Genomic DNA, 15,700 nt, shown 5'->3' on the forward strand with positions numbered 1-15,700 from the left:
TTCGTATATTTGGCAATATCAAAAGCAGAGAGAAATTCACCTTTCCGCTTCAAATGCCTAAACCCTAAATCATTGACATAATTCCAGACGAAGTTCACTTCTGATGCTAGTTGGTCTAACACCTTGCGATGTTTGTCTTTTATACGTAATTTAAGGGTTTTCATGTACTTATATTAACAATCAAAACTCAAGGAAAATAGTCCTTAGTTAAATCAAACGACACTTCATGTCGTGTCGCTTATATCTCTGACCTGAAGGACTGAGTTTTACGCTCCATTTGATAAAACAGCTGTGCCATCACGGCATTCTGTCTTGAAACAAAATTTTTCCGCTCATTAATCTGTAAACTGGCCTGCTCTCGTATAGCATCATATTCTGCTGTTGTGAGTTTTCGCTGATTCTTCCAGTGCGCATCAGGTACATAACCTGTTCCATAATGTACATTCAACAATGGAAATTCATGAAAATATTTTGCCGTCGCACGTTTTTCTTTGGCTGTTAAAATATTCAGATGAATCCATTCACTGCCAAGATGAATCGATGGATCACGCTTCATACCTTCAGCAATCCATTTTTTGGCTAGTGAAATATTGCCGATCAACTCATAAGCTGTGCCTAAATTCACTGCCGTCTTCGGTAAACCTGGATGCTCATTTTCAATTGCACGTAAAACCTTAATGGCTAAATCGTAACGGCCTGCGTAGATCTGATGTACGGCATAATCATTTTCTGCCTGATAGTCTATTGGGCTAGGATGCCTTGAGACAAAGTTCTTCAATTTTTCGTCATGATGTTCTTCGTGTTGATTTTCTTTTTCTGAATCAGATGTATAAAAATCTTCTACATAGGTATTTAAACATGCCCAACTTGGCATAGTGATGAGTAATATGCTGCTCAATAGCATGATTTTTTTTATTATATTGTGTGTATAGACTGGACTATCCAATGTCATTTTCAAGCTTAGTTTTATCATCTAGTTATAATTCTGTGTGTTATTGGGTATTTTTAAATAATGACCATTCAAACATAAAAAAGCCACCCGAAGGTGGCTTTTTTCATTCAGCGAACTGAATTATTCATCATCTTTTTTTGCTTCGTCAGTAGGAGGTAAGTCCTTGACCGCTTCCGCAATTAGACCAAACATATAGTTGCCATAAGCATTTGTTTTGTCGTAATGGAAACGCAAACGTGGCGTAATACGTGTTTTGATACGACGGCTCAGTTCATGACGCAAGAAACCAGATGCTTTATTCAAGACATCTAAAGTTTCTTTATTTGCGGCTTCACTTTGCTCATCGCCTAGCTCACGACCCATTACAGTCACATAAACTTCGGCATATCCTAAGTCTGGGCTCACCTTCACGGCAGAGATGGTCACAAGACCACCTAAGCGTGGATCTTTCAGCTCCTGACGGATCAGTTCTGACAACTCACGTTGTACTGTATCCGCCATACGCTTCAGACGTTGACTACCCGCCATTAAAGACTCCGTTTAATCAATTGAACATCGTACACTTCAATCTTATCTTGTGCTTTGATGTCTTTATAGCCTTTCACCGCAAGACCACATTCCATACCGGCACGAACTTCTTCAACCACATCTTTGTAGCGACGAAGAGATTCAAGCTCACCTTGGAATACCACCACGTCATCACGTAATACGCGAATCGGTTTATTACGGTGTAATGTACCTTCAAGTACCATACAACCTGCAGCAGCACCGAATTTACTTGAGTGGAACACTTCACGTACTTCAGCAACACCAAGAATTGTTTCACGGTGTTCAGGCGCTAATTTACCGCTCATCGCATCTTTCACATCATCAATTAATTGATAGATGATCGAGTAGTAACGAATGTCGATACCATCAGCATCAGCTTTTTGACGTGCAGTATTATCAGCACGTACGTTAAAGCCGAGAAGAACCGCTTCTGATGATTCAGCAAGTGTTACGTCAGACTCAGTGATCGCACCAACACCTGAACCAATAATACGTACTTTCACTTCATCAGTTGCAAGTTCAGCAAGTGCAACGTGTAATGCTTCCAAAGTACCACGTACGTCTGTTTTCAATACCACGTTGACAATAGGCACATCTTTCTTGCCCATAGACGCCATGATATTTTCAAGACGCATCGCAGATTGACGCTCAAGACGTTTTTGACGTTCACGATCCATACGCGCATCAGCAACTTCACGTGCTTTTTTCTCGTCATTTACAACAAGAACTTCATCACCCGCCATTGGCGCTTCTGGTAGACCCAAGATTTCCACAGGAATCGAAGGACCAGCAGATTTAATACGTTGACCATTTTCATCTGTCATTGCACGTACACGACCGTATGACGAACCTGCAAGAACAAGGTCACCCACTTTCAATGTACCGTTTTGAACAAGAATCGATGTTACCGCACCACGTCCTTTGTCTACACGTGCTTCAATTACAACACCTTGTGCCGCACCCTCTTCAGATGCTTTAAGCTCAAGAAGTTCGGCTTGAATTGAGATCAAGTCAAGAAGTTCGTCGATACCTGCACCGCTGTGCGCAGAAACCATTGCCACTGGAACGTCACCGCCCCATTGCTCAGGTACGATTTCTTTCGTCGTCAACTCATTCAATACGCGATCTGGATCAGCAGACTCTTTATCCATTTTGTTGATAGCAACAATAATTGGCGTACCTGCTGCACGTGCATGGTCAATCGCTTCAGCAGTTTGTGGCATAACACCATCATCTGCTGCAACAACCAACACTACGATATCTGTAGATTTCGCACCACGTGAACGCATTGCAGTAAATGCTGCGTGTCCCGGTGTATCTAAGAAAGTAATAATACCTTTTTCAGTTTTCACATGGTAAGCACCAATATGCTGTGTGATACCACCTGCTTCACCTGCAGCCACTTTAGAGCGACGAATACGGTCAAGAAGTGATGTTTTACCATGGTCAACGTGACCCATAATTGTCACAACTGGCGGACGAGTGGTTTGGACACCACGCGCTTCTTCAGCTGCTTCAAGTAAGTTGTCTTCTGCTTGTGTATCCGAAACAAGTACTGGATTGTGACCCATTTCTTCAACAACAAGTACTGCGATTTCTTGATCAATCGCTTGGTTTTGAGTAACCAATTCGCCCATTTTCATGAGTGATTTGATAACTTCGCGAACTTTAACCGCCATTTTCGCAGCCAAGTCAGCAACAACAATTGTTTCACCAATTTCAACATCATAAACTTGTTTTTTAACTGGTTTTTCAAAGCCATGCTTGTTCGCTTGACTTGTTTTTAAACCACGTTTATGTGAGTTATCACGGAAAGATTGCTCTTCACCACGACGACCACCTTTTTTAGGTGAACGTGAATTGTTGGTATTGGTACCACGTTTAATTTCACGGTCTTCTTTCGCAAATGAATCTTCATATGCCTGACCTACAAGGCCGGCAGCAAGCGGAGAATCATCTACAACACGAATGGTCGCAGTAGTGTCTTCGTTAGAATACTTAGACGCCATTTGACGCATTTGCTCAAGCGTACGTTGTTGCGCTTCTTCAGCGGCTTTACGACGCGCCGCTTCTTCTACAGCTTTCAATTGTGCTGCTTGAGCTTCACGTGCTTTTTTCTGTTCTAGAGTTTCAACAGGTTTTGTAATTGGCTTGTTGTTTGACTTACGTTTTACAACAACCGCAGCTTTCGGTGTTTCTTGCTTCGCATGTTCTTGCTTCGCAGCAGCACGCATTGCTTCTAAAGCTTGTTTCGCTTTAGATACTGGTTGTTGCTTCGGTTCTTCAGCTTTCGCTTCAACCTTAGGTTCCTGTTTACGTGCTTGTTGGTCAGCTTGTGCTTTCGCTAATGCTTCAGCTTTAATTTGCTCAGGATCCGGTTTAACAAATGTATGTTTCTTACGAACTTCTACATTAATCGTTTTTGCCTTGCCCGATGTACTCGCCACTTTAGCAGTACTGGTAGTTTTACGTTTCAACGTGATTTGTCCTGCATTGCCCGCATCCTGACCATGAACTTTTTTCAAATGGTTAACGAGGGCATTTTGTTGTTCAGTGGAGATAATATCTTCAGGTTTAGTTTGTGTTAAACCTGCATCACGAACCTGTTCCAGCAGCTTCTCAACTGGACGACCCACGCTGAGAGCTAACTCCTTAATCGACTTGTCCGTCATATATTACCTCCTAGTTAAACCATGATTCGCGCGCTTTCATAATAAGTTGACCTGCTTTTTCAACACCTAAACCTTCAATATCAGAGATATCGTCAGTGGCTTGATCTGCAAGATCATCTACAGTTACCACACCGCGAGCGGCAAGCGCATACGCGATTTCTTTAGTCACGCCTTCCATTGCAGCAAGCTCTTCGCTTGGCTCTTGGATGTTCTCTTGTTGTTTCAATGCATCAGCCAATGCAACTTCTTTTGCACGACCTTGTAGCATTTCAACAGTTTCAGCATCAAGTTCGATCTCATCGAATGTTTCCGCAGGAACATACGCGATTTCTTCTAATGATGTGAAGCCCATTTCAACCAACGCCATCGCTAAGTCTTCATCAATATCTAGACGTGTAACAAACATATCTAAATATTGTTGCGCTTCGTTTTGTTGGCGTGCGTGATATTCTTCTTCAAGCATCATATTGAGCTTGTAACCAGTCAATTCAGATGCTAAACGTACGTTTTGACCTTGAGAGCCAATTGCACGCGCTAACTGATCACTCGTTGCAAAAATAATATCTGCAGTACGTTCTTCTTCATCAATCACGATACCTGATACATCAGCAGGCTCTAAAGCACTTGCAATGTACTGTGCCGCGTCATCCGACCAAACGACTACATCAATACGCTCACCATTTAACTCTGACTGAACCGCTTGGATACGTGTACCACGCATACCAATACATGCACCTACAGGATCAATACGGTGATCGTTTGTTTTCACAGCGATTTTAGCACGAACGCCAGGTTGGCGTGCAGCTGCCTTAATCTCAATGATTTCTTCAGCAATTTCAGGAATTTCTTTCTTCATCAATGCGATGAGCATTTCTGGTTTAGAACGAGAAAGTAATAACTGAGCACCACGGCCTTCACGGTTCACATTAAACAAAATCGCGTTTACACGTTGTTTAGGACGTAGAATTTCTTTAGCGATCATTTCTTCACGCGCAAGATATGCTTCTGCATTGTCACCTAAGTCAATGATAAAGCCATCTTTGGTTTGTTTTTTCACTTCACCGTAGATGAGTTCACCAACTTTAGACTCGTAAGCATCTGCAATTAATGCACGTTCTGCTTCACGAATTTTTTGAACAATCACTTGTTTCGCAATTTGTGCCGCAATACGACCGAAATCAATCGATTCAACTTCAAGTTCACGAATATCACCAATTGCCCATTTTGCAGGATCTACATCAGAGATCGCATCTTGGCATGCTGGCATTTCGTGATCTTCGTCGGCAACCACTTCCCATTGACGGAAAGTACGGTAATCACCAGTACGACGGTCGATTTCTACACGTAGACGAGCTTCTTCCGAGTGAGTTCCCTCGTAGAATTTCTTCTTAGTCGCTGCAACTAAAGCTTGTTCAAGCGCTTCAAAAATTGCATCACGACTTACACCTTTTTCGTTACTAACCGTTTCTACTACGGTAAGAATTTCACGAGCCATAAGTCACCTATTCGTTCAGATTCTTATTTATTAAATTAATCTTGGAAAACCAGATTTGCTTTATCAATATTGTGGCTGTCAATATCCAACACTTGTTGCTTTTCAACTTCAACCTGAATCATTTCGCTTTCAAGGTCTACGCTTACAAGTTTGGCTTGGAATTTACGACGATTATCCACAGCACTGATCAAACGCAAAGCGACTTGCTGACCAATGTATGCTGTCATTTGTTCCAATTTAAAGAACTGACGATCCCAACCTGGAGATGACACTTCCAATGCATATTCGCCTGAAATTGGATCATGTACATCCAACATCGCACCCACTTGCTGAGTGACACGAACACAGTCCTGCACGCCGATACCACGGCCTTGCTCAACTTCGCCATCTTCATTGATGACAGGTTCTGCATTTTCATCAACTTCACGGTCGATATAAATACGTAACAGTGAACGCTTACCTTGAGGTTGGAAATCGATCCCCCAAAGTTCTACATCACATGCTTGCACCGCTGGGGCAATTAAGTCCTGAAGTGCTTGAGTTTTATTTGATAGCTTCATTTACTCTCGTCAAATTTGTGCGATTCGATGGTCGAAATGACCACTACAGACCAATGCAAAACTATAGTAGTAGTGAAACATGACGGTTTGACCAAAATACTGTCGACACTACACGATAGCCAATAAAAAAGGGCGTAAATCGCCCCATTATTACACAGAAAACCATAGTCCACTGTGCAAAAAGGCCCACCTAGTTGTGAGCCTCTTTTAGAAACTTGGTAGCGGGAGCTGGATTTGAACCAACGACCTTCGGGTTATGAGCCCGACGAGCTACCAGACTGCTCCATCCCGCATCAACATGCAAAAATTATATACAATTTCTTGGTCATTTTCAATCTAAAACAACCTGAAGAATTGCCCCACTGAGTTGCATCTCAGAGGATTGGTAGCGGGAGCTGGATTTGAACCAACGACCTTCGGGTTATGAGCCCGACGAGCTACCAGACTGCTCCATCCCGCATCAACATCACAATAACTTTCAGATAAACTGCTTATATAGATTGTGCGCTATATAAGATTGGTAGCGGGGGCTGGATTTGAACCAACGACCTTCGGGTTATGAGCCCGACGAGCTACCAGACTGCTCCACCCCGCATCAATATGCAAATAATTCTCTCAGCTTTAAAAGCTGTCCATTTAAAAGTTTGCATCTTAAAAATAGAATTGATTGGTAGCGGGAGCTGGATTTGAACCAACGACCTTCGGGTTATGAGCCCGACGAGCTACCAGACTGCTCCATCCCGCATCAACAGAGTTTTGCTGCATACACCAACTTATGTTCTGGATTATAAGTTGGTGCGGAAGGGGGGACTTGAACCCCCACGCCCGAAAGCACTACCACCTCAAGGTAGCGTGTCTACCAATTCCACCACCACCGCAGCTGTGACGCATTCTAGTCGCAACACGTCAAAAAAGAAAGCGCTAAATAAATTATTCAGCGCTTTTTGGTGCAGTTGGCGAAGTTTCAGCCGATTTTGCAGGCGCAGTCGGTACTGAAGAAATTGCATTCAGACTATAAGCATCTGTCGTTTGTTTCTTTGCAAACACAGCAAGTGTCAAGCTCGTAACGAAGAACAAAGCCGTTAAAATCGCAGTCAAACGGGTCATAAAGTTACCCGAACCCGATGCACCAAATACAGTTGCAGCACCGCCGCCACCAAAAGATGCACCCGCATCTGCGCCTTTACCATGCTGAACTAAAATCAGCACGATCATTAAAATCGCTAAGATAATATGTACCACCAGCACAAACGTATGCATGCTGAACTCCTAATTATTTTGTATTTGCAAATGCTTGAGCAATTTTATAAAACGACTCTGCATTTAATGATGCACCACCGACCAGCGCACCATTGATATCCGGACAGGCTGCCAACTCTACTGCATTTTCAGGTTTTACACTACCACCATAAAGAATCGCAGTATGAAGTCCCATTGGGGTGATTTGGCTTAAACCTTCACGAATTTTAGCATGCATCGCTTGTGCATCTTCAGGTGACGCTGTTTTACCTGTACCAATGGCCCAAATTGGCTCATAAGCCACCACAATTTGTTTCCACTGCTCTGCTTGTACGACAGCAGCGATATCACATATTTGTTGTAACACAACCTGTTCTGCTTGACCGCTTTCACGTTGTTCTAAGCTTTCACCCACACAATAAATCACAGTCAAACCTGCGTTTAATGCATTTTTTACTTTTTCATTAATGATATGCGGTTGATCAGCGAATATTTCACGGCGTTCTGAATGACCAATCAGTACAAATTCAACACCATAATCTTTTAATAGCTCAGCACTGAGCTCACCCGTATATGCACCTGTACCTGCAACGCGAGAAACGTCTTGTGCAACAGTCATGATGTTACGGCTAGCTTGTGCTAATTCATTTTGCACCGTGGTCAGAGCAATAGCTGTTGGTGCAACCCCAATATGGCATGCCGCTTCAGCAATATTTTGTTCATTTAATAATTGCTTAAAATTCTTAAGAAGTGCGCCAGCATCGGCTTGCAATGGGTTCATTTTCCAGTTACCCACTACCCAAGGCGTAATCGTCGAACCCGACATATTTATCCCACATGACAAAGATGAAATCGGGCACATTCTACACGTAATTCATAATTTTGAAGATAAATTTCAACACATTTGCGTATTCGAATGACTCTAGTCATTCCAAGATCTTCACTTTTCTGTAAAAAAATTAAGCAGATTTAAGGACTGGTTCATGCTTTTTACCAATTCTTAGCTAGTGACAACACTTTAAGATATGGTATTTTTGTGCAACAAAAGTATAATTTTGCTATACCAATTATAAACAAACTGAAGCATAGGCAAGTAAAAGCATGACAGCAGTTCAAGGTTCTTCAAGATTTACGGGGTTTATTCGTCGCTTAGTTGACGAAGGGCATCTGTCTGCCGAAAAAATGCAAACAGCGCTGCAAAATTCAAAAAAGGCTCATCAAGATATCGTGCCGCATTTGATTCAGGAATATCAACTTTCAGCACGCCTGATTGCAGAAACCATCTCGATAGAGTTCGGTGAACCGGTTTTTGATATTTCAACTTATGACACCTCCTTAATTATTCGTGATGAATTTGAAGATAAGTTAATTACCAAGCATCGTATTTTGCCCATTTTTAAACATGGCAATTTGTTATTCGTTGCGATCAGTAATCCCACCAATATTGAAGCTGTAGACGCCATTCGATTTGGTAGTAAGCTGAATACCGAAACAATTATTGTTGAACATGACAAACTTGAAAAGTTAATTGAACAGAACTTTGCTGAAGAAAGTACTTTTGACTTTGATGATGACTTTGATCTTGATTTAGATAGTGAAACACCCGATCCATCTCAAGAAGATGAAGATGAGGCAACGGGTGATGAAGCGCCGATTGTTAAGTACATCAATAAACTGCTGGTCGACGCAATTCGCATGGGTGCATCTGACTTACATTTCGAACCCTATGAAAAGTCTTACCGCGTCCGCTACCGTGTCGATGGCGTGTTAAGAACAATTACTAATCCGCCCTTGCAGCCCGCGACTCGACTTGCTTCACGTTTAAAAGTCATGTCACAAATGGACATCTCGGAAAAACGTATACCTCAAGACGGTCGTATCAAGTTAAAGCTGTCAAAGAACAAAGCTATCGACTTCCGTGTGAACTCTTTACCGACCTTATTTGGTGAAAAACTTGTTCTACGTATCCTTGACCCTTCTAGTGCGATGTTAGGGATTGATGCATTGGGTTATGAACCGGATCAAAAAGAACTGTTCATGCAGGCTTTAGAAAAACCGCAAGGCATGCTGCTCATTACTGGCCCAACGGGTTCCGGTAAAACCGTATCTTTATATACAGGTTTAAACATTCTCAACCGTGAAGATACCAACATTTCAACGGCCGAAGACCCTGTGGAAATTAACTTAGAAGGGATCAATCAGGTCAACGTAAATAATAAAGTCGGCCTCACCTTCTCCGCAGCCTTAAAATCATTCTTACGTCAAGACCCCGATATTGTGATGGTCGGTGAGATTCGAGATTTAGAAACGGCTGAAATTGCCATTAAAGCGGCTCAAACGGGTCACATGGTGATGTCTACACTACAATACCAATAGTGCGCCTGAAACACTGACACGCTTACGCAATATGGGCGTGCCTTCATTTAACATCGCGACATCCGTAAACCTTGTCATTGCGCAGCGACTTGCACGTCGCCTATGTTCACAATGTAAAGAAACAGTAGACGTACCAAAACAAAGTCTATTGGAACTTGGTTTTACCGAAGATGATTTAAATACACCAGAATTTCAAATATACCAACCTGTCGGTTGTGCCGAATGCCGCGAAGGCTATAAAGGTCGTGTGGGTATTTACGAAGTCATGAAAGTGACCCCTGAAATTTCAAGAATTATTATGGAAGATGGCAATGCCTTACAAATTGCCGAAGCTTCAAATCAAGCAGGTTTTAACAATTTACGCCGTTCAGGCTTAATTAAGGTCATGCAGGGGGTGACTTCACTTCAAGAAGTCAATCGTGTGACCAGTGAGTAAGTGAATTAGTATTTAAAAATAAGGATAAATTCATGGCTGTAAAAAAAGCGCAGATGATGCCAACCTTCAGTTATGAAGGCGTGGATCGCAAAGGGGCGAAAATTAAAGGAGAGTTGCCTTCACGTAATATGGCTTTAGCCAAAGTCACTTTACGTAAGCAAGGCATTACCATTAAAACCATTCGAGAAAAACGTAAAAATATTCTCGAAGGCTTGATGAAAAAGAAAGTATCCACTTTGGATATCACGGTATTCACGCGCCAACTTGCAACCATGATGAAAGCCGGTGTACCGCTCGTTCAGGGTTTTGAAATCGTGGCGGAAGGCCTAGAAAACCCAGCCATGCGTGAAGTTGTCTTGGGGATCAAAGGTGAAGTTGAAGGCGGTAATACTTTTGCCGGTGCGCTGCGCAAATATCCGCAGTATTTCGATAACCTCTTTTGCTCCTTGGTTGAATCAGGTGAACAGTCGGGTGCACTTGAAACCATGCTAGACCGTGTTGCAATTTACAAAGAAAAAAGTGAATTGCTTAAGCAAAAAATTAAAAAAGCCATGAAATACCCAGCTGCGGTAATTGTTGTTGCTGTTATTGTGACGATCATTTTGATGGTGAAAGTGGTTCCCGTATTCCAAGACTTGTTTTCATCATTTGGTGCAGACCTACCTGCCTTTACCAAAATGGTGGTCAACATGTCGGAATGGATGCAAAAATATTGGTTCTTCCTCATCATTGGAATTGGCGCTTTGATTGCCGGTTTCATGGAAGCAAAAAAACGTAGCAAAGCTTTCAGAGACTTCTTAGACAAAGCTGCACTCAAAGCACCGATTTTTGGTGATTTGGTTTATAAAGCAATTATTGCCCGCTATAGCCGTACCTTGGCAACCACATTCGCCGCGGGCGTACCCTTAATCGATGCGCTTGAATCAACTGCAGGTGCAACCAACAACGTGGTCTATGAAACAGCGGTCATGAAAATTCGTGAAGATGTGGCGACTGGTCAACAACTGCAATTTGCTATGCGTGTCACCGATAAATTCCCATCTATGGCGATTCAAATGGTGGCTATTGGTGAAGAATCCGGTGCCTTGGATGCTATGCTGGACAAAGTGGCAACGCATTATGAAAATGAAGTGGATAATGCCGTAGATGGCTTAACTTCGATGATGGAACCCTTGATTATGGCGGTACTAGGTGTCCTCGTTGGTGGTCTTGTGATTGCAATGTATCTTCCAATCTTCCAAATGGGTTCTGTGGTTTAATGCAAGAATTAATAACATATTTAATTAATACCCCAATTGCGTTATATATCGCAGTTGGGATTTTTAGTCTTTGCATCGGTAGTTTTTTGAATGTGGTAATTTACCGCACACCAAAGATGATGGAACAAGAATGGCGTACGGATTGCCAACTGTTTTTACATCCGGATCAACCGATTATTGACGAAACAAAGATCACACTGAGCACACCTGCTTCAACCTGCCCAAAATGCAAAACGCCCATTCGTTGGTATCAAAACATTCCGGTTATCAGTTGGATTGTTTTACGCGGAAAATGTGGAAGTTGCCAAAATCCAATCAGTAGCCGTTATCCACTGATCGAATTACTCACCATGATCTGTGCGCTGATTGTTGTTGCAGTTTTTGGTCCAACCATCCAGATGCTGTTTGGTTTGGTGCTGACTTATGTCTTGATTGCCTTAACATTTATTGACTTTGACACCCAACTTTTACCTGACCGTTATACCCTTCCTTTGGCTGCACTCGGGCTTGGCGTGAATAGCTATGCCATTTATACCTCTGCAACCTCAGCCATTTGGGGATATATCATCGGCTTCTTATGCCTATGGATTGTTTACTTTTTATTTAAAATCATCACTGGCAAAGAAGGTATGGGCTATGGTGACTTTAAGCTTTTAGCTGCCTTGGGTGCATGGATGGGCCCTTTCCTGCTTCCACTGATTGTATTACTCTCTTCACTGGTGGGTGCAATCATTGGCATTATTTTGCTCAAAGTCCGTAAAGAAAACCAACCTTTTGCATTTGGTCCCTATATTGCCATCGCCGGATGGATCGCCTTTTTATGGGGTGATCAAATTATGAAAATTTATTTGGGTCAGTAAGGTCGTTGTATGACATTTGTCTTGGGTTTAACAGGTGGTATTGGTAGCGGTAAATCTGCTGCAAGCAATTGGTTTGAACTCCAAGGCATTCAAGTCGTCGATGCTGATATCGTTGCACGCGAGGTTGTCGAACCGGGACAATCTGCACTGAATCAAATTCAGCAACAATTTGGTGATTGGTTTTTACTTGCAAATGGTGAGTTAAATCGACGCGCTTTACGTGAACATATCTTTAAAGATCCTACAGCACGTCAAGCACTTGAAGCCATTACCCATCCTGCAATACGTCAGTCCATTATCCAACAGTTAAATGAAGCCACCAGCCCCTATGTCATCTTGGTTTCGCCGCTGTTATTTGAAACCAATCAACATGAATTAACCAATCACACCTTACTTATTGATGCCACAGAACAATTGCAAATTCAGCGTGCATCACAGCGCGATGGTCAAAATATCGAGCAAATCCAAAAAATCATTCAAGTGCAAATGTCGCGTCAGGAAAAGCAAAAAATTGCAGATGATATCGTGCTGAATGATGGTCATTTAGATCATCTTTATGCACAGCTTCGGCCGTTGCATCTCAAGTACTTAGCGCACGCTGAAAAAAGCTAAATAAAAAAGCAGTCTTACTCAGACTGCTTTTTTTGTTGTTCGAGTTGCTGCTCTAGACTGTCCTTTCGTCCCAACCATTTCCACGGTTGAATCGCTCCAATCCCCATCCCGACCAATCCACACACAATTGCAAAACTTAATGGTTCATTCAGCAGCGGTACCGCTAAAATTGCAGCAATAAAAGGTGCCAAAGTTACGATACTTCCGGCTTTAAATGCACCCAAGCGCTTGATCGCCTCTACATACGTTAAAGTCGCAATAATCACCACAAAAATACCGTGAAAGATAACTTGTCCAATGAGTTGCAATGGCTCTGGGTCAGACCAATGTTTAGGGAAAAATAGTAGATAAATAGGTACGAATACCACGGCAGACCAAACCGCAACCCCCGCCATGGCATGCCAAGCAGAGAGCCTCCATTGCTTAAGCAATACCGTAAATATCCCCCACCAAATGGCACTGATAAAAAATAGCAAATCACCTAAACCAAATGCCACACCAGTCTCGACGTACATTAAATAGCTCATTAAGCTAATGGCAGAGACCATAATCACCACACTGATCCACGTATGCTTATCGATCGGCTGTTTGAAGATCAGAAACGCGGCTATGGCCGTACATAAGGGAATACAACCATTGAGGAAAATTGCAGCATGGGCCGCAGGAGCATAATGAAATGCGCTATAGGCTGTTAAACAATAGGTCACCCCGCCGAGCATGGCGAGGATAAAAGGCTCTTTCTTCCATAAAAAAGCCGTATCTTTTTTATAAATCAAAATTGGCATTAAGATGCAAAATGCCAAAGCAAACCGAAGTGCCGTGATATCCCAAGCACTGATTCCCCAATTGGCGCTTAAACGCGCTGTTAAGGTGAATCCGCCCCAAATACACATGGTAATGAAAACATATAAATAACCTTGCTTTTGGGGAGACATCATCACTTCTATTTCAATTCATTGTTACGTTGACGACATGCTTCATACAATGCCATACCGGTTGCGACACTGACATTTAAGCTTTGCAAGTTACCAGCCATTGGAATGTACACAGTTTGATCACATTGCGCCTGTGTAATAGGACGCAAACCTATATCTTCAGCGCCCATCACCACACATACACCCGTACCAGTGAAGTCAAATTTTTGAATCGGCAAAGCTTTTTCATCTAGCATAGTACCGACCACACGTACATTAAAGTCTTCTTTGATTTGAGCCAATGTACGTGCCAAGTTGGTCACCTGAATAAACTTCACTTTTTCAGCACCACCAGCAGCAACTTTACGGGCTGTTGGAGTAAGTGTCGCTGAACGATCACGCGGTGCAATCACGGCTTCAACACCCATAGCTGCCGCTGTACGGATACATGCACCAAGGTTATGTGGGTCTGTAATATGATCTAAAGCCAATAGCAACGCATTGGGATTGGCTTGTAATAAAGCCTCTAAATCTTTTTCGTTTAAGACTGGATGGGGGCGTACAGCCGCGACCACACCTTGATGGAACGGTTGTCCCGCAAGTTTTTCCAAACTATCACGGCTAGCTTTTTGAATGCTGACACCAAACGGTTCTGCCAACTCAAAAATACGTTTTAAACGCTGATCATCACGTCCTTTTAACGCAAATAAAGTTAATACGCGTTCTGGCTCAAGTTCCAGTAATGACTCCACTGAATGAACGCCATAATAATATTCCGGTTTCGCCATGAACGACCTCTAATTTGCAAACTTCGATAAACTTTTAAACAGGGTATGATCACCCAGCGCACAGCTTAGGTTATCAAAAAGAAAAATCCTGCAAAGCAAGCTTTACAGGATTTATGCTATGACACATAGTTTAACCGATTTGAGGTTAAAAAACTGTGCCTAAATTGATTGAATTATTAGCCTTCTAAGTGGCACACATAATCCAAGACTTCATCTGTTTCAATTTTAAAACGGCTATTACCTGGCACGTAGAATGATTGACCAGCACGGAATAGTTCGCTTTCTTCGCTATCAGCAATTTGAACACGACATTCACCTGAAATAATTTCCATACGTTCAGGTACATGGGTTTCAAAAGTCAGCGCTTGTTCAGTTGGAAGCAACACACCCAGTGTTTTCTTGGTTCCATCTTCAAATTGCACAGTGTGGCTGATACATAGACCGCCAAAATAAACATTTGATTTTTTGATGACTGATACATGATCAAACTGTGCTGACATGCGTTTTCTCCAGATAAAGCATATTTATAATATTTTGATCGAAGTAGTTTAATTGTGCTGCAAAAACTAATCAATCAGTGTTGAAAACTTTGAGATAGATAATTACAAAAATCTGAGAAGTGGATATGTCCCCATACCATCTCACTATCTTGACATTGAGAATCTAAAACAAACTGTACTTTTGTACAAAATACTTTTTTTATTTCATCCACTAAAGTCCTAGTTAGGGTCTATTGAAACGCTGCAAAATCATTTCACAGATATACATGGATAATGAATTATATGGACGGATTTAAGAGACCAAATCATGACGTTTTAAGGCAATAACACTTTAGATTAGATACAAGAATACATACACAAACGTGTTTTGTGAGAACTTAGCAAAATGTTGGATGATTTAAGCTCACGTTATGCAAGATCATTTACTCTTTGCATCACTACACTGCGTGCTTACGGCAGATACGAAACTAATTTCTTATTAAACTGAA

General features: G+C 42.1%; 13 protein-coding genes, 5 tRNA genes and 2 pseudogenes. 4 read left to right on the plus strand and 16 right to left on the minus strand.

Annotation, left to right across the window (positions count from 1 at the left end; translation table 11 throughout):
• From FTU17_RS01940 to tpiA, 13 genes and pseudogenes are all read right to left on the minus strand, one after another.
• A pseudogene (locus FTU17_RS01940) lies at positions 1-164 on the minus strand (RNA-guided endonuclease TnpB family protein); the annotation flags it as partial.
• 74 nt (positions 165-238) lie between these two features.
• Positions 239-904, minus strand: a complete 666-nt coding sequence (locus tag FTU17_RS01945; protein WP_180008039.1) for a M48 family metallopeptidase — start codon at positions 902-904, stop codon at positions 239-241.
• A gap of 168 nt (positions 905-1,072) precedes the next feature.
• Positions 1,073-1,480, minus strand: a complete 408-nt coding sequence (locus tag FTU17_RS01950; protein WP_078189413.1) for a ribosome-binding factor A — start codon at positions 1,478-1,480, stop codon at positions 1,073-1,075.
• Positions 1,480-4,173 carry a translation initiation factor IF-2 gene (gene infB, locus FTU17_RS01955; protein WP_180008040.1) on the minus strand — a complete coding sequence of 898 codons (2,694 nt, stop codon included), beginning with the start codon at positions 4,171-4,173 and terminating at the stop codon, positions 1,480-1,482. The genes FTU17_RS01950 and infB overlap by 1 nt, the downstream gene beginning before the upstream one ends.
• Positions 4,174-4,183: 10 nt before the next feature.
• The gene (nusA, locus tag FTU17_RS01960; protein WP_180039976.1) at positions 4,184-5,668 is read right to left on the minus strand and encodes a transcription termination factor NusA; all 1,485 of its coding nucleotides are present in this window, start codon (positions 5,666-5,668) and stop codon (positions 4,184-4,186) included.
• 35 nt (positions 5,669-5,703) lie between these two features.
• A complete protein-coding gene (gene rimP, locus FTU17_RS01965) occupies positions 5,704-6,228 on the minus strand; it encodes a ribosome maturation factor RimP (protein WP_078189416.1) in 525 nt (174 codons plus the stop codon).
• 216 nt (positions 6,229-6,444) lie between these two features.
• Positions 6,445-6,521: transfer RNA gene (locus FTU17_RS01970), tRNA-Met, on the minus strand.
• 90 nt (positions 6,522-6,611) lie between these two features.
• Positions 6,612-6,688 (minus strand) — tRNA-Met (locus tag FTU17_RS01975).
• A gap of 58 nt (positions 6,689-6,746) precedes the next feature.
• A tRNA-Met gene (locus FTU17_RS01980) sits at positions 6,747-6,823 on the minus strand.
• Between the two features lie 73 nt (positions 6,824-6,896).
• Positions 6,897-6,973: transfer RNA gene (locus FTU17_RS01985), tRNA-Met, on the minus strand.
• A gap of 48 nt (positions 6,974-7,021) precedes the next feature.
• Positions 7,022-7,106, minus strand: a tRNA-Leu gene (locus tag FTU17_RS01990).
• A gap of 52 nt (positions 7,107-7,158) precedes the next feature.
• Positions 7,159-7,488, minus strand: a complete 330-nt coding sequence (gene secG, locus FTU17_RS01995) for a preprotein translocase subunit SecG (RefSeq protein ID WP_078192560.1) — start codon at positions 7,486-7,488, stop codon at positions 7,159-7,161.
• A 13-nt stretch (positions 7,489-7,501) separates the two neighbouring features.
• Positions 7,502-8,293, minus strand: a complete 792-nt coding sequence (gene tpiA, locus FTU17_RS02000) for a triose-phosphate isomerase (RefSeq protein ID WP_180039974.1) — start codon at positions 8,291-8,293, stop codon at positions 7,502-7,504.
• Between the two features lie 275 nt (positions 8,294-8,568).
• On the opposite strand from tpiA, the pseudogene pilB reads away from it, so the two are divergent.
• The 4 genes and pseudogenes from pilB to coaE all read left to right on the plus strand — a co-directional run bounded on the left by pilB (position 8,569) and on the right by coaE (position 13,010).
• Positions 8,569-10,279 (plus strand): annotated as a pseudogene (gene pilB, locus FTU17_RS02005) (type IV-A pilus assembly ATPase PilB).
• A gap of 32 nt (positions 10,280-10,311) precedes the next feature.
• Positions 10,312-11,538 carry a type II secretion system F family protein gene (locus tag FTU17_RS02010; RefSeq protein ID WP_180134583.1) on the plus strand — a complete coding sequence of 409 codons (1,227 nt, stop codon included), beginning with the start codon at positions 10,312-10,314 and terminating at the stop codon, positions 11,536-11,538.
• Entirely contained in the window at positions 11,538-12,398 is an 861-nt protein-coding gene (locus FTU17_RS02015; protein ID WP_180134584.1) for an A24 family peptidase, read from the plus strand. The genes FTU17_RS02010 and FTU17_RS02015 overlap by 1 nt, the downstream gene beginning before the upstream one ends.
• Before the next feature lie 9 nt (positions 12,399-12,407).
• Entirely contained in the window at positions 12,408-13,010 is a 603-nt protein-coding gene (gene coaE, locus FTU17_RS02020; RefSeq protein WP_180134585.1) for a dephospho-CoA kinase, read from the plus strand.
• A gap of 14 nt (positions 13,011-13,024) precedes the next feature.
• Here the strand turns inward: coaE and FTU17_RS02025 are convergent, their stop codons facing one another.
• From FTU17_RS02025 to FTU17_RS02035, 3 genes are all read right to left on the minus strand, one after another.
• Complete coding sequence (locus FTU17_RS02025) at positions 13,025-13,945, minus strand: DMT family transporter (RefSeq protein WP_372491165.1); 921 nt, start codon at positions 13,943-13,945, stop codon at positions 13,025-13,027.
• 8 nt (positions 13,946-13,953) lie between these two features.
• A complete protein-coding gene (rlmB, locus tag FTU17_RS02030) occupies positions 13,954-14,712 on the minus strand; it encodes a 23S rRNA (guanosine(2251)-2'-O)-methyltransferase RlmB (RefSeq protein WP_180134586.1) in 759 nt (252 codons plus the stop codon).
• A 176-nt stretch (positions 14,713-14,888) separates the two neighbouring features.
• A complete protein-coding gene (locus tag FTU17_RS02035; RefSeq protein WP_067763086.1) occupies positions 14,889-15,212 on the minus strand; it encodes a pyrimidine/purine nucleoside phosphorylase in 324 nt (107 codons plus the stop codon).
• Positions 15,213-15,700: the final 488 nt, after the last annotated feature.

Origin of the sequence: Acinetobacter sp. YH12070 (assembly GCF_013419625.1) — a bacterium.
Lineage (GTDB): Bacteria > Pseudomonadota > Gammaproteobacteria > Pseudomonadales > Moraxellaceae > Acinetobacter > Acinetobacter amyesii.